Here is a 25,678-nt window from a genome sequence, read left to right as displayed (position 1 = left end):
AGAAGAGTCAAATCATAAATTTATTTATCGGAAATTTTGAAACTGGCATGTATATCCTCTTCTCTGAACCTTGGCTTCGATTTTCTTGCAGCTGAAGTTTTCTTTATTGTGGATCGAGCCGATAAGACAAAAGCTCATAATCAGGTGTATAGATGAATGTTCCATACATGATTCCTGACCCTTTAATCATATATTCAATAATGTGGTAGTCGCCCGCAGCCATCGGCAACTGTTTAATTTCATCAATCGAGTGCCATTTCAGCTTTCCTTCCTCAGTTTCCAAAACATTTTCCCCGTTAAATTGTGTTGCGAAAAATGTAAACATCATCCATTCTTGAACAACCTTATCTCCATCTTTGACAATGATCGTGAAAATCCCTTTAATTTTTGGATTTATTAAATAAATTCCAGTTTCTTCTCTAAATTCTCTTACAACAGATTCTTTTATCGATTCCCCTTGCTCCATTTTCCCTCCAGGGGCTACCCACCAATTCCGGCGCGGTTTTTGAAGCAAGAGCAGCTGACCTTCATGAACAAGAACACAATTTGTAACCCTTTGCAAAGCAAGTTCACCCCTAGGTTGCGGTACATAAAAAATATTTATTCCTTTTATTATACAATTAAATGCTATAGTGTCTCAATGCGCATGCTTTCCTACTTTATCATACGTTTTTTCTCTTTTAAAGGTTTCAAAAGAAAAGGTGCAACAAAAAAAGGAGCATGGGAAGGGTTGCCCATGCTCAAAAGTATATATTATAAAAGGGGGTCAATTACTACTTTTATAGTAACTGAATTTTATTTCATTGATGTTACAGCACAATTAAATCATAGTTACGATTTTGTTAACAATTTTAGGCATTTTTTAATTTCTCTTTTAATTCTTCAATATAATGTTGAGCACTTTGGGCAGCAATGCTTCCGTCACCAGTTGCAGTTACAATTTGCCGCAAAGATTTTTCCCGAATATCTCCTGCCGCAAAGATGCCGGGAATTTTCGTTTCCATGTTTTCATTTGTTTCAATATATCCTGCTTCATTCGTAATTCCGAGATTTTCAAAAGGTTTGGACAGCGGCACCATGCCAATGTATACAAATACACCGTCTATCTCTTTTTCTGTTTCTTCATTTGTTATCGTATTTACGAGCGTGACTTTGCCAACCTTCCCGTCGACTTCATGAATTTCTTTTACTGTATGATTCCAAATAAAATCAATCTTTTCATTATCAAAGGCGCGCTGCTGCAATATTTTTTGGGCGCGCAATTGATCGCGGCGATGAACGATTGTCACACTGTTCGCAAAGCGGGTTAAATAAACTCCTTCCTCGACAGCAGAGTCTCCGCCGCCGACAACAATCAAATCTTTTCCTTTAAAGAATGCTCCGTCGCATACAGCACAATAAGAGACGCCTCGTCCGCCCAGTTCTTTCTCTCCAGGCACGCCGAGCTTTTTATATTCGGCCCCTGTAGCGATAATCACTGCTCTTGCTTTATATTCTTTGTTGCCTGTTTTGACGATTTTATATTCGCCTTCATCGACAATTTCCTTCACATCTCCATATTCGTATTCAGCACCAAACTTTTTAGCATGTTCAAACATTTTATTTGATAGCTCTGGACCTAAAATATGATCAAATCCAGGATAGTTTTCAACATCTTCCGTATTGGCCATTTGTCCTCCAGGCACGCCTCTTTCTATCATTAAAGTAGAAAGGTTGGCGCGGGATGTGTAAACAGCAGCTGTCAATCCTGCAGGTCCTGCTCCGGCAATGATACAATCATAAATTTTTTCTTCAGACACGAGACTCACTCCTCATCATATGATCCAATAAATAATACAAAATTATTATTCCCTACAACATATCCTATATAAAATAAATGTCTCGTGCTATTTATTTGCTCACATTTTCAATTTTTTTGCGACGCGCACGTATTTAGACAGCGTAGCTTTGCTGATGTTAAAATGATTTGCCGCACCATCTTGTGTGATGTTTTTTCCTATCTGCTTCATCCATAAATAATAGACAGCTGCTGACCATGCGTTGACATTGCGAAATTTTATGTCGAACTTAAAGGCATTTTTGAAAAGCCGAAACCAAAATAAAACCAATTCTTTTCCTTCTGACGTTTTGTCCATTAAACTATCGGCCACATGGAAAGCGAAATGAACAGCATGAAAACCTGTCGGCCTTTTGCCATTTAAAACGCTTAAAGCATATTGAACAGCTTCTCTTTCAAGACGAGTTTCAAACTCCTGCTCATTTACTAAATACGCTCGTTCATCCATTTTCATTGCGAAATAGATAGAGAGCAGCCGCTCCGGGACTTGATTTTCCATTTCGTTTAGCCCTTTCATATTCCACGGTTCAGAGCCTTCCTTCCGCGGATTTAAATACAGAACCTTCTTCCATATTTTTTTAGCAAAGTCATAGTGTCCTATAAAATAAGAAGAGTATGCGAGCCAATAATAAAACGTGTCATCCCCCTCAAATCCTTTTCGATACAAGGCATGGAGCCTCTTGAATGCATGAGGATAAAAGCCGATGAGTGCAAACGTCGCCCCCAGTTTATATTGGTGCTCTGAAACAAGCGGATAAACTCTTTTTAGTTTTTCAACTAGCATGCTTATGCTCGCTTCATCACCTTCATAATAAAAAAATACAAGCAAATTGCATAAAGCATGCAAATTCCCTGGATTTTTCCGGAGCACAAGGGAAATCATGTCCTTCGCTTTTTCCACTTCCCCAAGGTAAAAATAGGCAAGCGCCAAATTATTATAAGCGGACCAAAACTCTGGGTAATCAGCTATAATCTCTTTTAAAATGGAAATAGATTCTTGAAACTGTCCATTCTCAAGCAAAGAGCGCGCTTTTTCTTGCTTCACGATTAGATCATCCGAATGCTCAGCCTCTTCTTCTATTTCGATCATTTCAAGAAGATCGCTGTTTTCTACGGAAAATATGCCTTGCGGCGCCTTTTCCTTATATATCATTGCATGTTTATAAGCTTCGTGAAACAAGCCGAGATGAGCATAATTATTTGCAAGAAAATAATAGCATTCTACCGAATGAGGGTGAATATGTTCAATAATATATGTTAATAGTTCGTTTGATTTTTGAAACTTTCCTAATTCGGTATAAATGCTGGCCAGCCTGCAAATCATTTCTTCGTTATACGGATCCAGATCTACTGCCCGCTTGACGAATTTTGAAGCCGACTGCAAATCGCCTTTTTGATAAGCCTTTAATCCCCAGCGATAAAACGTTGCACTGTCTTGGAAAAACGAAACAATTTTTGAATCTTCGTCTTTTTTTACTTTACGGTTTCCCACTCAAACCCTCCATTTCACTTTATTTGCCGAGGGATAGTATACCATATCTTATAAACTGTAGATGAGCAATTTTCATAACAATAATTACCATACCAAAAGAGACAAACAGGGTACCCCTTATGCCACATGGAGCTGTTTTTTGACAACATCAATGGGAATATCTTGCTTCGCTGCATGGTAAATGAACTCGACGAGACTATGCCCTTTCTTCGTTCGGAGAAGATCAAGCCCAGTAGAGAAATCCCGGTTGGACTCGACCATACTGTACACATAAGCGAGTTGCACCAAGATCCAATACCGTTTCACCGCACGACGTTGACGAACGCGGTACCCATCGAGCTTCAGCTGGTCTTTCGCTTGTCGAAAAAAGCATTCGATCGACCAACGCTGGGCATAGTAGCGCAAGATCTCTTCATCGCTTAGCTCCCGGTCGGTGCTCAAGACGCAGTGAAGATGTTCGGGTGTCATCGGCTGATCGGCTTTCCAAGCCAACAACACAACGGCATCATCGAGACCTTTCAGCGATCCCTCGTAGCGATACACGCGATAACGCTCTTCTCCCACCGTGACGAGATGGGTGTCGTTCGGTTCGATATAGCGGGCAAACTGTTTGGCTTGGATGGCGATGCCTTTCGGATAGAGAATCCGGTTCGTTTTGAGCATCGCGATGACGTGAAATCCTTTTTTCAGACAGGCTTCCACGAGCGCTTGCGATGGATACCACGAATCCATCAGCACATAAACGGGACGGCGTACATCCAAAGAAGAAAGCATCTCGATCGCGAGTTCCCCCTTGCTTTTCCCAGCCGCCTTGTCGTAGAGGCGGAACGCAAAGGGAAAAGCTTGGGTCATCGTATGAACCATGAGCCAAACAAGAGAATGTCCCCAGATCGACTTTTTCTCTGTGTGAGAATAGTGCCAATCACACCCTTGAATGGCGTGCGTTGCCCGTGACGAAGGCTTGATTTTTTGGCAAATCGTATCATCGATCGAAACAAAAAGGGGTTGATTTTTCTGTTTGGCGATCCGTTCGACACGATGAAGCATCCATTGCTGGAGTTTGCGAAGCAGCGTCTCTTCATCCCAAGGGCTTTTCGTGAAAAAATGGCTGAGTGTCGTTCGATGATTGGGGTGAAAGCTCCAATGATGAAGATCGGTCAACGTTCCAGAAAAGCCTTTCGTGATCATCGCATCCACGATATGAACGAGATGCTTCATGACAGGTTTTGAAAAATAAAGTGCCAACCCCAACATCGTGAAAAACTTGTGGATTCCTTGATGATGTGCTAATCTATTCATGAGACATGAACCTCCTTGTGTGAATGGTTTGTTGGCACATCTATTCTAACCAAGGAATCGGGTTCATGTCTCCTTTTTTGTTTCGATGTAAATTTATGTTAGTGATTTTGCTCATCTACAGTTATAAATAGGAAAAACCTATTTTTACTCGCGATTATTTTTCATGTCTTTCTTTTAAAACTGTCAATACTTCATCGAGCGGAAGCTTTTGCTCGCGCAGCAGAACAAGCAAATGAAATAATAAATCCGCGGCTTCCCATTTCAGCTCATCATGGCTGCGGTTTTTTGCTGCAATAATGACCTCTGAAGCTTCTTCTCCAACCTTTTTTAAAATTTTGTCCAAGCCTTTTTCAAACAAATAGGTAGTATAAGAATCTTCCGGACGCTCAGCTTCACGCTCAGCAATGACGGCCTCCAGCTTGTTAATAATATCAAAACGGCTACCGTCCACCTGGCCGCCACTTTCTTTTGAAAAACAGCTGTATTGCCCTGTATGGCAGGCCGGACCATTCGGGATTACCAGCACGACAAGCGCGTCCTTGTCACAGTCATAGCGTATCTCTTGAACAGTTTGTGTATTGCCGGACGTTTCTCCTTTATGCCAAAGTTTTTGGCGAGAACGGCTGTAAAACCATGTTTCCTTCGTTTCCAACGTTTTTTTTAGCGACTCTTCGTTCATATAAGCTACTGTTAACACTTCTTTGCTAACAGCATCTTGAACAACCGCAGGAATAAGTCCATTTTCATCGAATTTGAGTTCTGCTATGTTCACCGTATATTCACCCCTTCTTTTTGCAAAAATCTTTTTACTTCTTTGACTGATGTTTCTTTGTAATGGAAAATGGAAGCTGCCAGCGCTGCATCCGCTCGGGCATCGCGAAAAACTTCAAGAAAATGCTCAGCATTACCGGCGCCGCCGGATGCAATGACTGGGACGGGAACTGCCTCGCTTACTTTTTTGGTTAAGTCAATGTCAAAGCCGGATTTTTCTCCATCCTGATCCATGCTAGTCAGCAAAATCTCGCCAGCACCTCTTTTTACAGCTTCCTTTGCCCACGCCACGACTTCCCATTCGGTCGCTTTTCGTCCCCCGTGCGTATAGACGCGGTGGCTTCCGAGCTGCGGATCGTATTTTGCGTCAATCGCTACCACAATGCACTGGCTGCCAAAGTAATCAGCTCCCTCCATAATCAGCGAAGGGGTTAATACAGCAGAAGTGTTAATGGAAACTTTATCCGCACCAGCACGCAAAATTTTTTTCATATCTTCCAAAGAGTTGATTCCGCCTCCGACCGTAAAGGGAATGGCTAATGTTGCTGCTACTCGTTCGACAACATCAATCATCGTTTTTCTGCCTTCATGAGATGCGGAAATATCTAAGAAGACAAGCTCATCTGCTCCTTCTTCATCATAAAATTTCGCTAGCTCCACTGGATCGCCCGCATCTTTCAACTGGACAAATTGCACGCCTTTGACGACACGTCCGTCCTTAACATCTAGACAAGGAATGATGCGTTTCGTAATCATAGCCCATTCACCTCATGGATAGCATCGCGGAGGCTGAACTTTTTCGTATAAAGCGCTTTTCCGACAATAGCGCCTTTCACTCCATCCTGTTCATATTGCTTTAACTTTTTCAAATCATCAATGGAGCTTACCCCTCCGGAAGCGATGACTGTTTTTCCAGTTGCTTTTGCCATTTCCACAATCGCCTTGACATTTGGTCCCGAGAGCATTCCATCTGTTGCAATATCAGTAAAAATAAATGTTTCTGCACCGCTTTTCGCCAGTTCTTTTCCAAGATCAACCGCTTTAACTTCGGACGTATTCAGCCAGCCTTCTGTTGATACATAGCCATTTTTCGCATCGATACCGATTGCGATTCGGCCGCCGTATTCAGCCAGCATTTTTTCAACAAATGACCTGTTTGAAACGGCAGAACTGCCTAAAATAACCCTGGAAATGCCGTTTTCCAAATATTCGTATACATCTTTTTCTGTGCGAATGCCGCCGCCAACTTGTACCTTTACTTTTAGCTCTTTTGCCACTTTCAAAACATGTTGATGGTTCACGCGGACTCCGTCTTTTGCCCCATCCAAATCTACCATATGAATCCAGTCAGCACCTTCCTTTACAAACGACTCGGCGACAGCAAACGGTGAATCTCCGTAAACCGTTTCTTTATTGTAATCGCCTTGAAGCAGCCGGACGCATTTCCCTCCGCGCAAATCAATGGCGGGAAAAATAGTAAAACTCATCATTAGCTCACATCCTTGATACAAAAGTTAAATAGTTTTTCAAGATGGCTAGTCCCAGCTTGCCGCTTTTTTCCGGATGAAACTGGCAGCCGAATACATTTCCACTTCCTACAATAGCCGGAACCGTCACACCGTATGAAGCGCTGGCGACCACAACGTCCGGATCGTTTACGACCGCATAATAAGAATGGACAAAGTATACGTAATCTTCTTGAAGACCAGTTATAAGAGGATGATCTCGTTGAAAAGCCAGCTTATTCCATCCCATATGCGGGACTTTTACATTTTCTCCTGGAATTCTTTTTACTTGGCCGTTTAAAAAGCCGAGTCCTTCAGTCCAGCCGTGTTCTTCGCTTTCGTTGAACAAAAGCTGCATGCCAAGACAAATACCTAATAAAGCCTTTCCCTTTTGCACTTCGTCCTTCAAAAATTTATCTGTTTTTGTTTCCGTTAAAATAGCCATCGCGTCTTTGAATGCGCCTACTCCTGGCAATATATAAGCTGTTGCCTTTTCAAGCTCGTTTAAATCACTTGATACAAAATATTCCGCATTCATGCGTTCCAAGGCTTTCGAGACGCTGTATAAATTCCCCATGCCATAGTCGATCACGCCAATCATTTTTACAACATCCCCTTCGTTGATGGGACCCCTTTGACTCTGGGGTCGATCATAGTCGCTTCATCAAGAGCTCTCCCCAACGCTTTAAATACAGCTTCAATCATATGATGGGTATTCATTCCATAGTGAATGATTACATGCAGGTTCATCCGTGCTTCAAGCGCCAGCTTCCATAAAAATTCATGAACAAGCTCCGTATCAAATGTTCCTACTTTCCCCTTCGGCAATTCTCCACGCATTTCAAAATGCGGTCGGTTGCTTAAATCAATAACAACCTGCGCTAAAGAGTCATCCATTGGGACAAAGGCATGACCGTACCGTTTAATTCCTTTTTTATCGCCTAGTGCTTGTTGAATCGCCTGTCCCAAACAAATGCCAATATCCTCTGTCGTATGGTGATCATCAATGTCAATGTCGCCTTCTGCCTCAATCTTTAAATCAAAATGGCCATGCCTTGTGAACAGATCAAGCATATGAGTTAAAAAAGGAACTCCAGTTTTTAGATCTGCACGGCCTTCACCATCTATTGAAAATGACAGCTGAATATTCGTTTCGTTCGTTTTTCGAGATATTGTGGCGGTTCTATTCATTTCGATCACTTCCTCTTTTTTCTAGTCGAGCTTCAATTGCTCTTGCATGCGCCTCTAATCCTTCATATCTTGCAAACTTTGCAATTTTTGAAGCATGTGCACGGAATGCTTCTTCACTGTATGAAATGATGCTTGACTTTTTCATAAAGTCATCCACGTTAAGCGGGCTGGAAAAACGCGCTGTTCCGTTTGTCGGCAAAACGTGATTGGGACCTGCGAAATAATCGCCTACAGGTTCACTGCTATATCTCCCTAAAAAGATGGCTCCTGCATGTTTAATTTTTGGCAGAACACCCGTCGGGTTTTCCGTTAATACCTCCAAATGCTCAGGTGCCAGTTGGTTGACTATCCCAACCGCTTCCTCGATTGAATCCGTTATATAAATAGCACCGAACTGTTCGATCGAAGCAGCGGCGATATCTTTTCGCGGCAAATCGGCCAATTGTGCCGCAACTTCCTTTTGAACTTCCTTTGCTAATTTTATAGAAGGCGTAACAAGGATGCTGGTTGCCAGCCTGTCATGCTCTGCTTGCGATAATAAATCGGCCGCAACTTCATGCGGAACAGCCGTTTCATCAGCTAAGACGACAATTTCACTTGGCCCGGCGATCATATCGATATCAACTGTTCCAAATACCTCCCGCTTTGCAAGAGCGACGAATATATTGCCAGGACCGACAATTTTGTCGACCGGTTCGATTGTTTCTGTACCGTAAGCTAGCGCGGCTATTGCTTGGGCACCGCCAGCTTTATATATTTCCGATACGCCAGCTTCATTGGCTGCCACCAGCACTTCCGCCGGCAGGCTCCCATTTTGATCTGGAGGAGAAACGAGCACGATTCTGCCTACACCAGCCACTTTAGCCGGCATGATATTCATTAAAACAGAAGAAGGATAGGCAGCTGTGCCTCCGGGAACATAAACGCCGACAGCATCTACCGGCGTTAATTTCTGACCGAGCATTGTTCCTTTTTCATCGAAATAAAACCATGATTCTTTCTTTTGTTTTTCATGAAAATGAAAGATATTTTCTGCTGCTTCTTGAACAATGTCAATGAATTCTTTATCTACCGCTTCGTACGCTCGACTAATTTCTTCTTTTGATACGTGCAAAGATTGAAGATCTGCCCCATCAAAACGTTTCGTATATTCGTATAGCGCCTGATCGCCTTCCTTTTTGACTCGTTCAATAATTTCCCTCACAATTTTGCGCTGCTCCTCTGTTCCAGCGTCAATCGATCTTTTCAAGGAAAGCTTTTGATCCTTAGTGATGTGAATAATTTTCAATCCGAATCCTCCTTTCCTTCTTCCACTGTTTTGGCAAGCCGCTCCACAAGCATGTCGATCGGCTTGTCCTTCATCCGATAGCTGACGGGATTGACAATGAGTCTTGAAGTGATATCAGCAATATGTTCAAATTCTACTAATCCGTTTTCTTTTAACGTTCTTCCCGTCGAAACAATATCGACAATTCTGTCAGCCAGTCCAATCAATGGCGCCAGCTCGATCGATCCATTCAAATGAATGATTTCGACCTGCTCCCCTTGCTCTCGAAAATATTTAGAAGCCACATTTGGATATTTTGTCGCCACCTTTGGAGCGATGTCATTCATTTTCGTATCAGGCAGTCCGGCTACAGCCAGATGACATTTGCTAATTTTCAAATCAAGCACTTCAAAAACATCCCGCTCTTCTTCCATCATGACATCCTTTCCGGCGATCCCAACATCTGCAACACCATGCTCTACATATGTTCCGACATCCATCGGCTTCGCTAAAATAAAGCGAATATTTTCTTCCGGCACGGTCAAAATTAGTTTTCTTGATTCATCAAATTCGTCTGGCAGCTTGTAGCCTGATTTTCTTAATAGTTCGACAGCTTCTGAAAAAATTCGCCCTTTCGGCATCGCAATCGTTAACATGCTCATCACTCTCTCACCTTTCCTGGTTTTCCGAGGAAATAATAAATATCTGTAAATTGACCAGTAAACCTGTCGATTTGATCGATACCGGAAATATCTTGCATGACAACCTGTTTTCCTTCTTTTCGCAGCTTATTGGCATACCGAAAAGCTTCTTGTCGATTCTCTCTGCTGAATATGATGCAATAGCGATCTTTATTCAATTTTAAATCCCCCAGAGCTTCCAGCAAATTATCTAACCGTATGCCAAAGCCTGTCGCCGGGGCAGGACGTTCAAATTTTTCTAAAAGATGGTCATAGCGCCCGCCGTTTCCGATCGGAAGTCCAACACCGTTCGCATATAATTCAAAAATCACGCTTGTGTAATAACTCATGTGGCTGACGATATTCAGTTCCAATTTGATATATTGATCCACTTCATAAGCTCTTAATTGGATAAGGAGCTGTTTTAAATCTTCCAGCGCTTTCTTCCCGCTGTCACAAGCAACAAGGCTTGAAGCTTCATCAGCCTTCTCAATTCCTCCTTTTAAATCAATGACTCTTAAAAGGCGTTCTTTGTCAATGGTAGAGAGAGATAATCTTTTCACATGCTCGCGGTATCCGACAAAGTTCTTTTCATATAAATAGCGGCGCAGCTTCTCCGCCCGTTCTTCCTTCCCTAAAATTTCTCCGAACAAAGCATTGATAAATCCGATATGCCCAATGGAAATTTTAAAATCTTTAAGGCCAGTATTTTTTAAGGCATATATCATTAGAGCGATCGCTTCCGCATCAGCGCTAATCGTTCCATCGCCAATCAGCTCAATGCCAATTTGTTCAAATTCTGCCGGTCTGCCGCCTTCATGCTGCTGTGCACGAAACACATTTGCAGAATAAGCGAGCCTTAACGGCAAGCTTTCTTTCATCAGCTTGGAAGCCGCAATTCGTGCAATGGGAGCTGTCATATCTGGTCTTAAAACGAGCGTATGCCCCTGCCTGTCAAGAAGTTTAAATAATTGCTGCTCTTGTATCGCCGACTGAACTCCTACTGTTTCATAAAATTCCAACGTTGGAGTCTCCAAAAATTGATAACCCCAGCTTTCAATCACATTCATCATTTTTTTACGAACGCTTTCTTTTATGACATATAAGCCCGGCAATGTATCCCGCATTCCCAAGGGCTTTTCAAACATAAACACTCACTGACACCTCCATGGCGCATTCACTTTAATCCGCTAATATGTTACCATACTACCAAAATAAAGATTTATAATCAATAAGTTTTTGATGTAAACTTCTTTCACAGAGCGCCTTTATTTCACTTTCGCTCAATCCTGCTTAATCAAAAAGCGGTAAGCGACAAAAATTGATGACGCTTACCGCTTTCTTTTTTCCATTTCTTCTTTTGTGTAGATGATTTGCATTGGGTTTCCTCCTGCAAAAGAGCCTTCCGGAACATCTTTATGAACTACAGTGCCGGCAGAAACGATAGCTCGATTTCCAATTTTCACACCAGGCAAAATAGTCGTGTTTGCTCCGATCATGACTTCATCTCCAATTTCCACTTCGCCGATGCGATATTCATCGATTAAATATTCATGTGCTAAAATCGTCGTGTTGTATCCGATAATAGAATTGCGCCCAACTTTAATTTTTTCCGGGAACAAAATATCCACCATAACCATAAATGCAAACGATGTTTGCTGTCCGATTTTCATGCCAAGAAATGTGCGGTAAAGCCAGTTTTTGATAGGCATAAATGGAGTGTAGCGCGCGATAAGAATCACGATGACATTTTTGACAACTTTCCAAAAAGAAACCGTCTTGTACACCTGCCAAAGGGAGTTTGCTCCTTCAACAGGAAATTTATCCGTTCTTCTCACAATCTTCACTCCATCACAATGTTCAATAAATCACTCATTTTGTCCAGCACAAAATCTGGCTTTAACGATTCTATATACTCTCTCCCTTTTATGCTCCAAGCAACTCCTGCCGTTAATGTTCCTGCATTTTTTCCCGCCTCTATATCATGAAGGTTATCTCCCACCATTAATGCATTAGACGGCTCGGAACCGAGCAATTTAAGAGCGGACAAGACCGGCTCAGGATGAGGCTTCGCATGCTGTACATCATCCAGTGTGATAATTGCGTCAAAAAATGAATCCATTTCCGTTAATTTCAGCCCCATCATAACAGTGTCGCGAATTTTCGTTGTCACAATGCCCAGTTTCAATCCCTTTTCTTTTAAAGCTCGAACCGTTTCGTGCACATGATCATATTCCTTCACAAGCAGATCATGCTGGGCATGATTAAACTCCCGATATCTTCGGACCATTTCCTCCGCTTTTTCAGGGTTAATACGTTGAAATGTGTCAATAAGCGGAGGCCCGATGAAAGGAAGTATATCTTCCCGTTGATATTTGCCCGGATAATAATAGTTCAGCGTATGTAAAAACGATTCAATAATTAATTCATTTGTGTTTATTAACGTGCCGTCCAAGTCAAACAATACGGTGTCAATGTTCATAAACCGTTCCCCTTTTCCCGATATGTGCTTGTTTTTTCCAGACAAAACCGATAATCATCGTTAAAAGAATGGCTGCGAACAGCCGGATGAGTAAAAGCGGCCAAACTGAACCGACGATCGGAACAAAAATCAATGTGTCTTCTATCACAGCATGGCAGGCAACGAGGAATATAAACGCCAACGTTAAATCGCGATGCTCCACTCCATCTTCTTTTACTGCTTGCAGCATCACGCCAGCCCCGTAGGCAAGCCCGAAAATTAATCCTGCCGCAAGCGTTGTTGAAGTGTTCCTCTTCATTCCCAGCATTTCGGTTACCGGCTCCATCTTTTTTGAGAAAGCGTCGACCCAGCCTAAATCTTTCATAAATTGAATGGCAATCATTAGCGGGATGACGATGGCCGCAAGCTGAATGACTCCCATTGCCGCTTTTTCAAGCCCTTCAAGTAAGATCATTCCCCAGTCTGAAGGCACGGCATCTTGTTGAGATATAAATCCGTATTGAGCTTTTTCTCCACCGCCGTCCCAAAAAAGATTGATGATAAAAGCCGAAAAAAATGCCAGTCCGAGCCGGACGGACAAGATGATCCATAGTTTCACACCGACTTTGCTTGCTACAGTCGTTTCGATTAATAAGTTGTGGGAAAATGACAGCATGACTGCCAAAATAAAGACTTCTTTTACCGTAAAATCAATGGACAAAATGGCTCCAATCGCCGCATACAAGTTAAGAAAATTCCCAATCACAAGGGGGATTGCAGCATCTCCATTTAACCCGATTACCTTCATGACCGGCGTTATAAAATGAACCATCCAATCAATCAAAGGAGTATGTTGTAAAAATGAAACAATCAACGTTACAGGGAAAATGACTTTACCGAGAGTCCACGTTGTTTCCAATCCTGTTTGTAATCCTTTTTTCAATGTTTGTTTCAAAGTTTCACCTTCATTCCAGCAATTTATCAATATTCATCTAAATATCTTTCTACTTTTTTTAGTCTCCGGTAAATTATAAGAGCAATTGCACTAAGAATAAGTAAAATCGAAATGACCTGTGCCATTTTTACCGTTTCCGTCAGCATCAAACTATCAGTTCTCATGCCCTCGATAAAAAATCGCCCGATCGAATACCAAATAACATATGATAAAAACAGCTCTCCACGCCGCAAATTAAACCTTCTTAGCAAAATTAAGATGACGAACCCAGCGAGATTCCAAATGGATTCATATAAAAAAGTCGGGTGATAATATTGTCCATTTATATACATTTGATTAATGATAAATTCAGGCAAGTGGAGATTTTCCAAAAATTCTCTTGAAACAGGTCCTCCATGAGCTTCCTGGTTAATAAAATTCCCCCATCTGCCGATCGCCTGCCCTAAAATAATACTCGGCGCAGCTATATCAGCCAGTTGCCAGAAAGATAGTTTTTTTACTTTTGCATACACAATCCCGGTTGCCACAGCACCGATTAACCCGCCGTGAATGGCAAGGCCACCATGCCAAATTTTAGGGATTTCCGAAAGATTTTCAGAATAATATTCCCATTGAAAAATGACATAATAAGTTCTGGCACATATAATCGCAATAGGAATAGCAAACAATGCAAGATCGATAAATATATCTTTATGAAGACCTCTTCTCTCCCCTTCACGCATCGCCAAATATAGGCCGAGCAATGCGCCGATTCCTATAATGATCCCGTACCAATGAACTTGTAATGGTCCTAGCTGAAATGCGATTGGATCAATGGGCTGAATTGCCTCTTTCATTCTCTCATCTCTCCTATTTCATCAATTAAAAATCTTCGTGATCTCCATCTTCGATAACATCCGCCAATTTATTTGTAAATTGTTCCGCCGCATTGAATCCCATTCTTTTTAACCGGAAATTCATTGCCGCAACTTCAATAATAACAGCCAAGTTTCTTCCAGGACGTACAGGAATTGTTAATTTTGTCAGTTCTGCATCCAAAATTTTCATTTTCTCTTCATCGAGTCCTAAACGGTCGTATTGTTTGTTCGGATCCCATAATTCCAAATCGATGACAAGGGAAATTCGCTTATGACTACGGACGGCTCCTGCACCAAACAATGTCATCACATCAATGATTCCAAGACCGCGGATCTCTAAAAGATGGCGGATCAATTCCGGCGCACTGCCGACTAATGTATCCCGATCCTCCTGACGAATTTCAACACAATCATCTGCAATTAAGCGATGCCCTCTTTTCACCAGTTCAAGAGCAGTTTCACTTTTGCCTACCCCGCTTTTTCCTGTAATTAAAACACCCACCCCGTAAATATCAACAAGCACTCCATGTACAGCTGTCGTTGGAGCAAGCTTGCTTTCCAAAAAATTGGTTAAGCGGCTTGACAAGCGGGTCGTTTTCAATGGTGAGCGCAGCACTGGAACATTTGATTTTTCAGATGCCTCAATTAATTCCGGCGGAGCCTCCATCTCTCTTGACACAATGATTGCCGGTGTTACATCTGTACATAGCTGCTCCATCCGGCTTTTCTTTTCTTCAGGCGTCAATTTTGCAAAAAACGTAAGCTCCGTTCTTCCCAGCAGCTGTATACGCTCTTTTGGATAATATGTAAAATAACCAGCCATTTCAAGACCAGGTCTGGAAAGATCACTTGTAATAATGGGCCGGCTGATTCCCTCTTCTCCGCTGATCAATTCAAGTTGGAATTTTTCGATAATATCTTTTGTACGTACTTTCGACACGAAGTCTTTCCTCCTTAGACTTAAAAAACTTTTTTCATCTTTTTATTGTAACACTTTTCTTTTTGGCAACAAACATCTTTCATCAAGGACATTCATTGCTTAAAAGCAGAGACAAGGGCATCGGAGCGAAAGATAAAGGCTATTCAATCCAAAACTCTTCTTTTTTAGGAGAGAAAAAAAAATGCTTGTTGGAATAAGGTGAATATGCACGGACATAAAATTTGGAGCGACTCGGAAAATAATGGAGCAAGCGTAAAAAGCCTTCTCCTCCTTCAGGAGCCCCCTGATAGTCCGCCAATAATTCATAAACAATCCGATCAGGAGTCCCATCATGATCATCATCAATTTTTGTTTTTAATAACTCACTGTCATCATAATGGCCGCTCAAAACGATTTTTACATTCGGATTCTTTTTGACGATATTGCGAAATATACGATTTCCAACCAGCGTTCGTTTTCCATTTTTATGCAAATATTTATGGACAGCTATGATTGCTGTTCGGTCTGAATGACGTTTTAAGACTTCGTTCATCCAGCTGATGCTGTCTTTGTCAACATGCCAGCCGATATACAAAAAAAGAAAATGTTGATGTCCGAGCGTAATTAAATCGTAATGCCCTCGATTATTCCGATATCCCCCACCGTAATAAGGCTTCGTGAAAAAACGATCTTTTCCAAAATATTGATGAAACATTTTATATGATTTTCCTTTTACTAAATCGTGATTGCCCGCAAGCACTCCATAAGGAATAGACACCTGTTCCAGTTTTCGGAACATGCGGTCTGCTTGAACCCACTGCTGTTTCTTTTCCGCACGGTTGACAATATCACCGGTATGAACAACATATTGTATATTCCAATTATCACGATTTTGCACAATCCAGTCCATTTGATTACGAAAAATATGAGGGTATTTTTCCGAATAGTATTGAGTGTCTGAAAGCCATACGATCGTGTAGACGTTTGAATCATTTGGCGAAGCTGCAAGCTCAAAGCTAGGAAATGCGGGAGATAAAATCATGAAAACAAAAATAATAAGAGGAAAGATTTTTTTCATTTATATCACCTATTCGTATCATTCCCGAAACGATAGGAGATATGAATGAAAAAATCTTTTTCATTAGTCTTTAAAACGGTTCATAAACACCAATTGAATGAGCAGATTCAAAAATGAAATGAAGATGGAGGCGAGGAGGGCAGTTCCAAAGCCATCAATATTAAAGGCATCTCCCATTATTGCCTGGGCAATCATCAACGTAACTGCATTGATGACAAATAAAAATGTTCCGAGAGTAAAAACCGTAATCGGCAATGTCAATAATATTAGAAACGGCTTCACAAAAACATTTAACACTGACAAAATCATACTGGCTACAATAGCCGCTCCAACTCCGCTTAAATAAAACGAATCAAAGAACCCAGCTACAACAATCAAAATCAGTGCATTTAATAAAATGCTTGTCAACCATCTAATAAACATCGAAATTCGTCCTTTTCACTTTCTATTTACAAATTATTATAACACTTTCTATGTGAAAGTATGAAACAGATTGACATTTTTTCACTATTTTGGTAACATTCTTTACACAAATGGGAAAGGAGTTGATAGGCTTTATATTTTCTGAATTTTCATATTTTGCTCGCCCTAGACGACTCGTCTTTCTGTCCTGACGTAAACGTTTGTTTATTTTAACAGAAAGGAGGGGCAACAGTTCAAATGAACTCATTGTATCTTTTATCTGATTACCTGTTAATGAAAGCCTATTATGAAGCCATTCAAATCGAGGCTAGTGAAGAGTTTATCGTTTTATTAGAAGAAGAAATTGTTAGAAGAGGAATTGTCCTTTCCTCTCCTAACATAAATGTACAATAAAATTAAACTCACGGAGAAGATTATACCATTTTTTCGTTATTTTGTAAAATGAATTTTTCTTGAATTGGAATGGATGTTTCATGATCGTTTATATAATTTTTTCTGAAAGGGGTTGTTACATAAGCAGAAAACTGACTTATGGACAGCCCTGCATACGTTATGACACAATGTAAGAAAAAGGCCGTTCTCCTTTCTCGAACGATGTCAGGGCATTTTTTCTGCTAAATAAATTTCATTTTTTGCTAGAGAAATATGTTTTCATTTATTCATTAGCACAAATTGTGTGCAATTAGTTGGAAACTGGCATTTGCAATGAACGCAGCTTTTGTACAAAAGCTGCGAATTTTTCATTTGTCCACCAAGCAATTATCACGAAACGCGCACTGCTGTATCATATTAGTCCACACTTTGTTCGCAGCACAATTCATGACTTTATATAGGAAAAATTTCACCAAATCGTATCTTCATCTATAAAAGAAACTGAAGGACAACCTAAATAGTGCAGCAACTAGTCCGAAAGGCCATGAAGCGATCAAGGGATAAATTTAAAACAATTAATTATCTCGACCTAATTTTTTTGTAAAAAGACCCCACAACGTGCAATGTTTACACATGTGGGGCTTCTTTTTTTCAATTGGTTCAATGTCATTTGGTGTTTTTTAAACATTTCCGTAAATTAGGAAAATTTCATCCGATTATGCAGTTGTTCTTAGATCCATCCGTTTTTCATAACGGCTCATTTTCTTTTCGAGTTTGGCAAATATGACTTCACATACCCAACAAATAATCCAGTAGATGATCGATGCAACTAAATACATTTCTAAAAATTTATATCCATTATTTGCTATAATTCTTGTAATGGCTAAAATTTCTACGACTTTTACAGCAAAAGCTAAAGATGTTGCTTTGATCAGTCCAATAAACGTATTGCCTAAATTCGGAAAAGCCACAACGAATGCTTGAGGCAGGACGATTCGATATAATCCTTGTGCAGTTGTCATGCCGACTGAGTACGCAGCTTCCATTTGTCCAGCGTTTACTGCATTGATCGATGCGCGGAATATTTCTGCCTCATAAGCAGCTGTATTGATTGTATAAGCAATTAATGCATAAATCATCGTCGGAACTTCATCCGCATTTAAATTCAATCCGAAATGATGATTAAGAAAATCAAACAATACCGGAACACCGTAGAAAAAGACGTACAATTGGACAACTAACGGTGTTCCCCGAATAAAAGAAATATAAACGATGGACAATTGATTTAGTACAGGAACTTTATATATTCTGCAAAGAGCAATAAGCAGCCCGAATACAAGTCCAAGCACCATCGCAACAATGGCAATCGTCAATGTCACTGGCACACCTTTTAACACTTCAGGCACTTGCTCTAAAGCAAATTTAAAATCAATAGTTGTTGCCACGAGTTATCACGATCCTTAGCAAAAAATTACTTAGATAAACTAACTCGACCTTTTTTAAACACTTTTTCGGCATAGCCGATAATACCTTCAATGAGGATACAAGTACCCCAATATACAAGAGAGATCACGACATAAATCTCAAACATTCCCATACCATGATTATTCCCTAAGATAATTCGAACTTGCCCCATAATATCAATAATACCGATCGAAAAGGCAAGTGATGTATCTTTTAACAATTCAATAATATTATTGCCTAAATTAGGCAATGAAATGACAAAAGCTTGAGGCAAAATAATTCTCCTTAGAGCTTGTGTATACGTCATGCCAACGCTGTATGCTGCTTCTAATTGCTCCGTGCCGACAGCTAAGTAAGCTGAACGGATAACTTCTGATAAATAAGCTGCTGTATGAAATGAGAATGTAATAATAACAAAAACAAGTCTGTTCCAACTATTAATATCAATATTAAAAACTAGCAATAATTGAGGCAGTCCGAAATAGACAAGAAACAGCTGAACTAATAACGGAGTACAACGTGTGAATGACAAGTAAAATGTTGCAATTCCATAAAGGATAGGCGGTTTTTGGATTCGAATAATCGCGATAATAACACCTAAAATTAAAGCGAAAAATAAAGATGTGACCAGCATGAACAATGTTAGAGGGAGCTTATCTAACACTTTCAAAAATAAATCTGCCCAATCTTGTAAACTCGTGTTAATTTTGCTCACCACCTTCATTAAGAAATATATACGAATTTAAATATACCGTATTGAATGATTAAATAATCATTCAATACGGTTTTTGATTATTTCTCGTATTGGAATCCTTCTTTTTTAATATAGTCAAGGTCTTTGAAAAAGTCTACACCAAACCATTTCTCAGCAAGTTTCGGAAGCGTACCGTCTTCAATTAATTCAGCAGTTGCTTTGTCAATTTTCTCAGCTAGTTCTTTATGTTTTTTGTTATAAACAATATAAATCGGCTCTTTCGAAACGATACCACCTATTTTCAAATCCAATTTAAGCTCTTTTTGAAGAGCATCAAATGTAGTTTTGTTCAAAAAAACAGCATCTGCTTTTCCTTCAGCAACACGTTTTAAGTTATCTGCTGCTGACGGATTTTCCATACTTTCAATCTCGATCGGATTATCTGGATTCTTTTCGTTGTACCCGTTTAAAATAGCACGAAGTCCACCGCTTGGCGCCATTGGAGCGAGTTTTTTATCCACCATATCATCTAACGATTTAATATCATTTCGATCTGATTTCGTCACTAATACAGTTAAAGAGTATCCATACTCATGTTCTGGATAAAGGAATTTCTGTTCTCTTTCCGGATTTTTGAAAAACCAGTTAATCGCAAAATCGAATTTTCCTGTGTCAACCCCGATTAAATTCGATTCTTCTTCTCCAAACGTATACTCAAACTTGTATTCTGGCAATTTCTTTTCAATTTCCGCTAAATAATCCATATCATAACCGATAGGTTTATTTTGATCATCCGTATATAAAAATGGTGGATTTACTTCATCACTTAATGCCACTTTAATCACTTTTTTGCCGTCATCAGTTTCTTTACTTTCACTGTTCGAACAACCAGCGATGACGAAAATAGATAAAATGAATAAAAAGAATTTTGTCCAAATACGTTTACGATTCATGCAGTAATTTTCCCCCCATGTAAATTTTAAAATAGTATATTCAGGCTCTATTAGAAGCCTTTTTTAAAATTGTTTTGTTCGCTCATGCTTTGGATGAACTAATATTTCTTCAGGCGGTCCCTGTTCAATAATGGCGCCGTCTGCCATGAACACAGCACGATTCACTACTTCTCTTGCAAAGTGAATCTCATGAGTTACGATCACCATTGTTTTGCCTTCATCAGCAATTTTTTTAATAATCGACAAAACCTCTCCAACCATCTCAGGATCGAGCGCGGAAGTAGGTTCATCAAATAAAATGACGGAAGGGTTTAAAGCAAGTGCTCGCGCTATACCAACACGCTGCTGTTGACCACCGGACAGCTGGCCAAGATAGTCATTCATTTTCTCTTTCAGGCCAACTTTTTTAAGTAAATCAATGCCAATTTTACGCGCTTTGGCAGCTTTCATTTTCTTTGCAACGATAAGACTTTCCATTACGTTTTCCAGCACCGTCTTATTTTTTAAATAAATTATTATGCTGAAAAACCATTGCGGTCTTTCGTCTTAGCGTTAAAATGTCTTTTTTGACGCATGTTTTCCTTTCACGGAAAACACATCAATAGTAATAGTACCTCCGTCAGGTCTTTCTAAATCATTCATACATCGAAGAAGGGTGATTCTCCCAGATCCGCTTGAATCGATAATAACTAGGACATCCCCTTTGTTTACTTTTACATCAATTCCTTTAAGAATTGAATTTTTTTAAAGCTTTTTTGAATGTCCTTTAATTCGATTATACGAATCACCTCTCTTTATTATCAAAAATATCAAAACATTGGGTTAATTGAATAATCTACACTATAACACAACTATTCCTAGTTGTAAAGTATGAATTAAATTGTTATAATGGAAAATGTTCGTAAATTTAATAGTTCATTGAACCTATTAAAATATTAATCTGAACAGAGTTTGCTTAAGGAAGTGTGGAACGTGTCAAAAAAATTATTTGTGAAAACGGATGCGCAAAGATTGTGGATCGAAAAGCTGTTAAAGCATGAAGAGTCGTTTAAAAGTCATTCTAGGGAAAGCGATGAAAAGACAAAGTTTCCAAAAGAAAATATCCAAGCGCTTGTCAATATGGGGTATACGAAGCTCTCGCTGCCAAAAGAATATGGAGGCGGCGGCATTGGTGTCACAGATCTAGTTCTATTCCAAGAAACCATTGCTAGCTTTGATGGTGCTACAGGCCTAGCCATCGGTTGGCATCTGGGCGTCGTTGGGGAGTTGTATGAGAAAAAACTTTGGAGGGAAGAAAAGCTTGCCTCTTTTGCAAAAGAAATTTTAAACGGCGCTTTGGTGAACAGAGCAGTTAGTGAAGCAAAAACAGGCAGTCCAACCCGCGGCGGGCGCCCTGAAACGGAAGCAGTGAAAAGAGATGGCAAGTGGATTATTTCGGGCAGAAAGACATATACTACTATGTCACCTGTGCTGACACATTTTCTTGTATCTGCATGGGTTGAAGAAAAGGAAGGAATTGGATTTTTCTTAATTGAACGAGAAGCAAAGGGATTATCAATTGAAAAAAATTGGGACGTTATCGCCATGAGAGGAACAGAAAGTCACGATCTTGTGTTAGATAACGTTGAAGTAGCAGAAGAAAATTTTGTAGAGCTAAACCATGGACCGAGAGGAAATACAATAAATGGTTGGATTCTGCATATTCCCGCTTGTTATTTAGGTATTGCACAGGCGGCGCGTGATTATGCAGTGAAATTTGCGACAGAATATTCTCCAAATAGTATAAATGGAACCATTAGCCAATTGCCAAATGTACAAAATTTAATCGGTCAGATTGACTTAGAATTAATGAAAGCTAGACATTTCTTGTATAGCGTAGCAGAAATTTATGATGATGAAGCACGCCGTCCATACATTACAAACGAGCTTAGTGTTGCGAAGCATATTGTGACGAACTCAGCCATCAACATTGTCGATAAGGCGATGAGACTAGTTGGAGCAAAAAGCCTTCAACTGTCAAATCCGCTGCAGCGGTATTATCGTGATGTGAGAGCAGGGCTTCACAATCCGCCAATGGATGATATGACGATTTCTAAATTGGCTCAAACAGCCATTCAAGAAATGGAAAATAAATAATTTATATAATGCCTTCTTTTCACAGGGACTGATTTTAAAAAAGCTGATCCAAGGCCGTCAAATATTTTTTTTGGGTCAGCTTTTTTATGAATTAGCAATGCATCAAAGATATTCAATACATTCGGTAATTGTAGACATCGTGAGCACAATAACTAAGACGCCAGAAAAACCGATTCATCGAGTCTTCAAAATTATGAATTTGAATGAATGATAGGAGAAACATCAGTTTATAAAAAAAGAGCCCTTTGTCACACAAAGGGCTCAAGCTCTGTTTTTATGCGAAATGTTCATATATCAAAGAAAATCAGTATTTCCTCGATTTTTCGCTGAAAGGGCTAGTAAAAATCTACAACTCATCTCCTGAAAACCGATGGAATAAAACCATCCGTTTCAGGAATTTCAGGAACATTCTTCGTCATTTAAAAGAGACTGGCAACAGCCTATTTAACTGTTTGCCGCTGCCTCTTTTTTCAAAATGAAATTTTTCATTCTCTCCCGATCCCGATCCAAAATCGGTTTTAAATATTTTCCTGTATAAGACTGTTTCGCTTCTGCCACTTCTTCAGGGGTACCCGTTGCAATGATTGTTCCTCCGCCGTCCCCGCCTTCTGGTCCAAGGTCGATGATATAGTCAGCTGATTTAATCACATCTAAGTTATGCTCAATTACAAGAACTGTATCTCCGTTTTCAACAAGCCGATGCAAAACCTTCAAGAGTCTAGCAATATCGTCAACATGCAGCCCTGTTGTCGGTTCATCTAAAATATACAGCGATCTTCCAGTAGATCTGCGATGCAGCTCTGAAGCAAGCTTTATCCGTTGTGCTTCCCCACCGGACATTGTCGTAGCCGGCTGACCAAGTTTCATATAACCAAGTCCTACATCGTAAATGGTTTGCAGCTTCCGTTTGATTTTTGGAATATTTTCAAAGAACTGAAGTGCGTCTTCCACAGTCATTTCTAAAATATCCGCAATATTTTTTCCTTTATATGTGACTTCAAGAGTTTCCCGGTTATATCTTTTTCCGTGGCATACTTCACACGGAACATATACATCTGGAAGAAAATGCATTTCAATTTTAATGATTCCATCGCCTCGGCATGCTTCACAGCGGCCGCCCTTCACATTAAAACTGAAGCGTCCTTTTTTATAGCCTCTTACTTTCGCTTCATTCGTTGCTGCAAACACATCACGAATATCGTCAAATACGCCGGTATACGTAGCTGGATTTGAACGCGGCGTTCTTCCAATCGGAGATTGGTCAATGCTGATGACCTTATCGAGATGTTCAATCCCTTTCATTTCTTTATAGGCACCAGGTTTTGTTTTACTGTTATTCAGCTTTTGCGCCAAGCCTTTTTGCAATATTTCATTGACTAACGTACTTTTCCCCGAACCAGATACACCTGTTACTGCCAAAAATACACCTAAAGGAAATTTGACATTTACATTTTTTAAATTGTTCTCGCTTGCTCCTTTTATTTCAATATACCGACCATCCGGTTTTCTTCTTTCGACCGGCAATGGAATGAACTTTTTCCCTGACAAATATTGTCCTGTAAGCGAACGGTCATCATTCATCACTTCTTTTGGTGTACCCGCAGCTACAACTTGACCGCCGTGCACGCCAGCTCCCGGCCCAATATCGATCAAATAATCAGCTGCAAGCATCGTATCTTCATCATGTTCAACTACAATCAACGTATTGCCGATATCCCGCATATTTTGAAGAGCACGGATCAGCCTGTCATTGTCCCGTTGATGCAAACCGATAGACGGCTCGTCCAATATATAAAGTACTCCTGTCAGTCTTGATCCGATTTGCGTGGCAAGACGGATTCTTTGCGCTTCTCCACCAGAGAGCGTACCAGCTGATCTGCTTAATGTTAAATAATCAAGACCTACCTCAATTAAAAAATTCAGCCGTTCTTTTATTTCTCTTAAAATCAAATTGGCAATTTTCATTTCTTTTTCTGTCAATGCCAATTGGTCAAAAAACTGATAGGCTTCACGAATAGATAATTGAGCGACTTGTCCGATATGGCGTCCGTTAATAAGAACAGCCAGACTTTCCTTTTTCAGTCGATGCCCTTTGCATGTCGGACACGGCTGATTCGTCATATATTTTTCCATTTGTTCACGTATGAAATCAGATGTCGTTTCTTTATAGCGCCGTTCTATATTGCGGACCACACCTTCAAATTCTACATAGCCTTCCCGGATTTGCCCGAAATCGTTCTCATAGCGAAAATAAATTTTTTCCCCGCCGCTTCCAAATAAAATTTTATCGAGCAGATGTTTCGGTATATCTTTAACTGGAATGTCCATATCAATACCGTAATGGTTGCAAACCGCTTGAAGAAGCTGCGGATAATATTGAGAGCTTGTCGGCTCCCACGGTGCAATTGCGTGTTCTTTTAATGTCAAGTTTTTATTTGGAATAACGAGATCCAAATCCACCTCTAGTTTTGAACCTAAGCCGTCACAAGCATGACAAGCTCCGTACGGGCTGTTAAAGGAAAACATCCGCGGTTCAAGCTCTCCAATCGAAAAACCGCAAATCGGGCAGGCATGATGTTCACTGAAAAGCAGCTCTTCGCCATCGATGATGTCAATTATGACTTTTCCATCGCCTAATTTTAAAGCTGTTTCAATTGAATCGGTCAACCGGCTTATAATCCCCTCTTTCACGATCAGCCGATCCACAACGACATCGATGGAATGTTTTTTATTTTTTTCAAGAGAAATATCATCGGTAAGCTCCATCATTTCTCCGTCAATCCGCACGCGGACAAACCCTTGCTTTTTTATTTCCTCCAATGTTTTCACATGCATTCCTTTTTTTCCAGACACAACAGGCGCAAGAACCTGCAGTCTTGTCCGTTCCGGATATTCCATAATCCGGTCAACCATCTGTTCGATTGTTTGCGAAGAAATTTCTATCCCATGCACCGGACATGTCGGCCGCCCGACACGGGCAAAAAGAAGCCGTAGGTAGTCATAAATTTCTGTCACCGTTCCGACCGTTGAACGCGGATTTCTGCTTGTCGTTTTTTGATCAATCGAAATGGCCGGCGATAAGCCTTCGATCGCATCGACATCAGGTTTATCCATTTGTCCTAAAAATTGGCGGGCATAGGCAGATAAAGACTCCACATATCGCCGCTGTCCCTCTGCATAAATTGTATCAAATGCTAAAGAAGATTTACCCGATCCCGATAAACCTGTTACAACGACAAGCTTGTCTCTTGGAATCGTGACATCAATGTTTTTTAAATTATGAGCGCGTGCACCTTTTACAACAATTTTATCCATTGCCATATC

The 25,678-nt window shown here is 40.3% G+C and carries 25 protein-coding genes and 1 pseudogene; 2 read left to right on the top strand and 24 right to left on the bottom strand.

Annotation, left to right across the window (positions count from 1 at the left end):
- Positions 1 to 103: 103 nt before the first annotated feature.
- The 19 genes from RI196_RS03595 to RI196_RS03505 form a co-directional block, all read right to left on the bottom strand.
- Positions 104 to 562, bottom strand: coding sequence for an 8-oxo-dGTP diphosphatase (locus RI196_RS03595; protein ID WP_063389164.1), 459 nt, complete (start codon positions 560 to 562; stop codon positions 104 to 106).
- 289 nt (positions 563 to 851) lie between these two features.
- Positions 852 to 1,799 carry a thioredoxin-disulfide reductase gene (trxB, locus tag RI196_RS03590; protein WP_063389165.1) on the bottom strand — a complete coding sequence of 316 codons (948 nt, stop codon included), beginning with the start codon at positions 1,797 to 1,799 and terminating at the stop codon, positions 852 to 854.
- A 99-nt stretch (positions 1,800 to 1,898) separates the two neighbouring features.
- Entirely contained in the window at positions 1,899 to 3,329 is a 1,431-nt protein-coding gene (locus RI196_RS03585) for a tetratricopeptide repeat protein (protein WP_311066903.1), read from the bottom strand.
- Positions 3,330 to 3,446: 117 nt separating this feature from the next.
- Positions 3,447 to 4,628 (bottom strand): IS701 family transposase, encoded by a 1,182-nt coding sequence (locus tag RI196_RS03580; protein WP_311066339.1) that lies wholly within the window; start codon positions 4,626 to 4,628, stop codon positions 3,447 to 3,449.
- A gap of 154 nt (positions 4,629 to 4,782) precedes the next feature.
- On the bottom strand, positions 4,783 to 5,400 hold the full coding sequence (gene hisIE, locus RI196_RS03575; protein WP_094245213.1) for a bifunctional phosphoribosyl-AMP cyclohydrolase/phosphoribosyl-ATP diphosphatase HisIE: 618 nt from the start codon (positions 5,398 to 5,400) through the stop codon (positions 4,783 to 4,785).
- On the bottom strand, positions 5,397 to 6,155 hold the full coding sequence (hisF, locus tag RI196_RS03570; RefSeq protein ID WP_311066902.1) for an imidazole glycerol phosphate synthase subunit HisF: 759 nt from the start codon (positions 6,153 to 6,155) through the stop codon (positions 5,397 to 5,399). Before hisF ends, hisIE begins: the two co-directional genes overlap by 4 nt.
- Positions 6,152 to 6,889, bottom strand: a complete 738-nt coding sequence (hisA, locus tag RI196_RS03565; protein WP_063389169.1) for a 1-(5-phosphoribosyl)-5-[(5-phosphoribosylamino)methylideneamino]imidazole-4-carboxamide isomerase — start codon at positions 6,887 to 6,889, stop codon at positions 6,152 to 6,154. The genes hisF and hisA overlap by 4 nt, the downstream gene beginning before the upstream one ends.
- A 4-nt stretch (positions 6,890 to 6,893) precedes the next feature.
- Complete coding sequence (hisH, locus tag RI196_RS03560) at positions 6,894 to 7,505, bottom strand: imidazole glycerol phosphate synthase subunit HisH (protein WP_063389170.1); 612 nt, start codon at positions 7,503 to 7,505, stop codon at positions 6,894 to 6,896.
- 2 nt (positions 7,506 to 7,507) lie between these two features.
- Positions 7,508 to 8,095 carry an imidazoleglycerol-phosphate dehydratase HisB gene (hisB, locus tag RI196_RS03555; RefSeq protein WP_063389171.1) on the bottom strand — a complete coding sequence of 196 codons (588 nt, stop codon included), beginning with the start codon at positions 8,093 to 8,095 and terminating at the stop codon, positions 7,508 to 7,510.
- A complete protein-coding gene (hisD, locus tag RI196_RS03550; protein ID WP_311066901.1) occupies positions 8,088 to 9,383 on the bottom strand; it encodes a histidinol dehydrogenase in 1,296 nt (431 codons plus the stop codon). Before hisD ends, hisB begins: the two co-directional genes overlap by 8 nt.
- Positions 9,380 to 10,018, bottom strand: coding sequence for an ATP phosphoribosyltransferase (gene hisG, locus RI196_RS03545; protein ID WP_063389289.1), 639 nt, complete (start codon positions 10,016 to 10,018; stop codon positions 9,380 to 9,382). Before hisG ends, hisD begins: the two co-directional genes overlap by 4 nt.
- Positions 10,019 to 10,023: 5 nt before the next feature.
- Positions 10,024 to 11,196 (bottom strand): ATP phosphoribosyltransferase regulatory subunit, encoded by a 1,173-nt coding sequence (locus RI196_RS03540; protein ID WP_199757327.1) that lies wholly within the window; start codon positions 11,194 to 11,196, stop codon positions 10,024 to 10,026.
- Positions 11,197 to 11,373: 177 nt separating this feature from the next.
- On the bottom strand, positions 11,374 to 11,880 hold the full coding sequence (locus tag RI196_RS03535; RefSeq protein ID WP_063389173.1) for an acyltransferase: 507 nt from the start codon (positions 11,878 to 11,880) through the stop codon (positions 11,374 to 11,376).
- A gap of 5 nt (positions 11,881 to 11,885) precedes the next feature.
- Entirely contained in the window at positions 11,886 to 12,524 is a 639-nt protein-coding gene (gene ppaX, locus RI196_RS03530; RefSeq protein WP_063389174.1) for a pyrophosphatase PpaX, read from the bottom strand.
- Positions 12,514 to 13,458, bottom strand: coding sequence for a nucleoside recognition domain-containing protein (locus tag RI196_RS03525; protein WP_094246438.1), 945 nt, complete (start codon positions 13,456 to 13,458; stop codon positions 12,514 to 12,516). Before RI196_RS03525 ends, ppaX begins: the two co-directional genes overlap by 11 nt.
- 26 nt (positions 13,459 to 13,484) lie before the next feature.
- Positions 13,485 to 14,294: a prolipoprotein diacylglyceryl transferase gene (gene lgt, locus RI196_RS03520; RefSeq protein ID WP_063389175.1), complete on the bottom strand. Its 810-nt coding sequence runs from the start codon at positions 14,292 to 14,294 to the stop codon at positions 13,485 to 13,487.
- 25 nt (positions 14,295 to 14,319) lie between these two features.
- The gene (gene hprK, locus RI196_RS03515) at positions 14,320 to 15,255 is read right to left on the bottom strand and encodes an HPr(Ser) kinase/phosphatase (protein ID WP_063389176.1); all 936 of its coding nucleotides are present in this window, start codon (positions 15,253 to 15,255) and stop codon (positions 14,320 to 14,322) included.
- A 139-nt stretch (positions 15,256 to 15,394) separates the two neighbouring features.
- Positions 15,395 to 16,312 (bottom strand): metallophosphoesterase, encoded by a 918-nt coding sequence (locus RI196_RS03510; protein ID WP_311066900.1) that lies wholly within the window; start codon positions 16,310 to 16,312, stop codon positions 15,395 to 15,397.
- Between the two features lie 63 nt (positions 16,313 to 16,375).
- Complete coding sequence (locus RI196_RS03505) at positions 16,376 to 16,735, bottom strand: phage holin family protein (RefSeq protein ID WP_063389178.1); 360 nt, start codon at positions 16,733 to 16,735, stop codon at positions 16,376 to 16,378.
- Between the two features lie 237 nt (positions 16,736 to 16,972).
- Between RI196_RS03505 and sda the strand changes: the two genes are divergently transcribed.
- Entirely contained in the window at positions 16,973 to 17,128 is a 156-nt protein-coding gene (gene sda, locus RI196_RS03500; protein ID WP_094245206.1) for a sporulation histidine kinase inhibitor Sda, read from the top strand.
- A 695-nt stretch (positions 17,129 to 17,823) separates the two neighbouring features.
- On the opposite strand, the gene RI196_RS03495 is transcribed toward sda, so the two are convergent.
- From RI196_RS03495 to RI196_RS03480, 4 genes and pseudogenes are all read right to left on the bottom strand, one after another.
- Complete coding sequence (locus tag RI196_RS03495) at positions 17,824 to 18,552, bottom strand: amino acid ABC transporter permease (RefSeq protein ID WP_311066899.1); 729 nt, start codon at positions 18,550 to 18,552, stop codon at positions 17,824 to 17,826.
- A gap of 26 nt (positions 18,553 to 18,578) precedes the next feature.
- Positions 18,579 to 19,277, bottom strand: a complete 699-nt coding sequence (locus tag RI196_RS03490) for an amino acid ABC transporter permease (protein WP_235600504.1) — start codon at positions 19,275 to 19,277, stop codon at positions 18,579 to 18,581.
- Positions 19,278 to 19,363: 86 nt separating this feature from the next.
- Entirely contained in the window at positions 19,364 to 20,218 is an 855-nt protein-coding gene (locus RI196_RS03485; RefSeq protein WP_311066898.1) for an amino acid ABC transporter substrate-binding protein, read from the bottom strand.
- 63 nt (positions 20,219 to 20,281) lie between these two features.
- Positions 20,282 to 20,902 (bottom strand): annotated as a pseudogene (locus RI196_RS03480) (amino acid ABC transporter ATP-binding protein).
- 288 nt (positions 20,903 to 21,190) lie between these two features.
- Here RI196_RS03480 and RI196_RS03475 point away from each other — a divergent pair.
- The gene (locus RI196_RS03475) at positions 21,191 to 22,354 is read left to right on the top strand and encodes an acyl-CoA dehydrogenase family protein (protein ID WP_094245201.1); all 1,164 of its coding nucleotides are present in this window, start codon (positions 21,191 to 21,193) and stop codon (positions 22,352 to 22,354) included.
- Between the two features lie 444 nt (positions 22,355 to 22,798).
- Here the strand turns inward: RI196_RS03475 and uvrA are convergent, their stop codons facing one another.
- Positions 22,799 to 25,675: an excinuclease ABC subunit UvrA gene (gene uvrA, locus RI196_RS03470; RefSeq protein ID WP_144597334.1), complete on the bottom strand. Its 2,877-nt coding sequence runs from the start codon at positions 25,673 to 25,675 to the stop codon at positions 22,799 to 22,801.
- Positions 25,676 to 25,678 lie beyond the last annotated feature (3 nt).

Source organism: Aeribacillus composti, from assembly GCF_031760945.1.
GTDB classification, from domain to species: Bacteria; Bacillota; Bacilli; order Bacillales; family Aeribacillaceae; genus Aeribacillus; species Aeribacillus composti.
The sequence above is the reverse complement of the archived record's forward strand: the minus strand, read 5'-3'. Positions and strand labels throughout refer to the sequence as shown.

Excerpts from the sequence above, each read along its gene's own strand:
- RI196_RS03580 (WP_311066339.1), bottom strand. The coding sequence starts at position 4,628 with ATGAATAGATTAGCACATCATCAAGGAATCCACAAGTTTTTCACGATG.
- hisF (WP_311066902.1), bottom strand. The coding sequence starts at position 6,155 with ATGATTACGAAACGCATCATTCCTTGTCTAGATGTTAAGGACGGACGT.
- hisA (WP_063389169.1), bottom strand. The coding sequence starts at position 6,889 with ATGATGAGTTTTACTATTTTTCCCGCCATTGATTTGCGCGGAGGGAAA.
- hisH (WP_063389170.1), bottom strand. The coding sequence starts at position 7,505 with ATGATTGGCGTGATCGACTATGGCATGGGGAATTTATACAGCGTCTCG.
- hisB (WP_063389171.1), bottom strand. The coding sequence starts at position 8,095 with ATGAATAGAACCGCCACAATATCTCGAAAAACGAACGAAACGAATATT.
- hisG (WP_063389289.1), bottom strand. The coding sequence starts at position 10,018 with ATGTTAACGATTGCGATGCCGAAAGGGCGAATTTTTTCAGAAGCTGTC.
- ppaX (WP_063389174.1), bottom strand. The coding sequence starts at position 12,524 with ATGAACATTGACACCGTATTGTTTGACTTGGACGGCACGTTAATAAAC.
- lgt (WP_063389175.1), bottom strand. The coding sequence starts at position 14,294 with ATGAAAGAGGCAATTCAGCCCATTGATCCAATCGCATTTCAGCTAGGA.
- RI196_RS03510 (WP_311066900.1), bottom strand. The coding sequence starts at position 16,312 with ATGAAAAAAATCTTTCCTCTTATTATTTTTGTTTTCATGATTTTATCT.
- RI196_RS03505 (WP_063389178.1), bottom strand. The coding sequence starts at position 16,735 with ATGTTTATTAGATGGTTGACAAGCATTTTATTAAATGCACTGATTTTG.
- sda (WP_094245206.1), top strand. The coding sequence starts at position 16,973 with ATGAACTCATTGTATCTTTTATCTGATTACCTGTTAATGAAAGCCTAT.
- RI196_RS03485 (WP_311066898.1), bottom strand. The coding sequence starts at position 20,218 with ATGAATCGTAAACGTATTTGGACAAAATTCTTTTTATTCATTTTATCT.
- uvrA (WP_144597334.1), bottom strand. The coding sequence starts at position 25,675 with ATGGCAATGGATAAAATTGTTGTAAAAGGTGCACGCGCTCATAATTTA.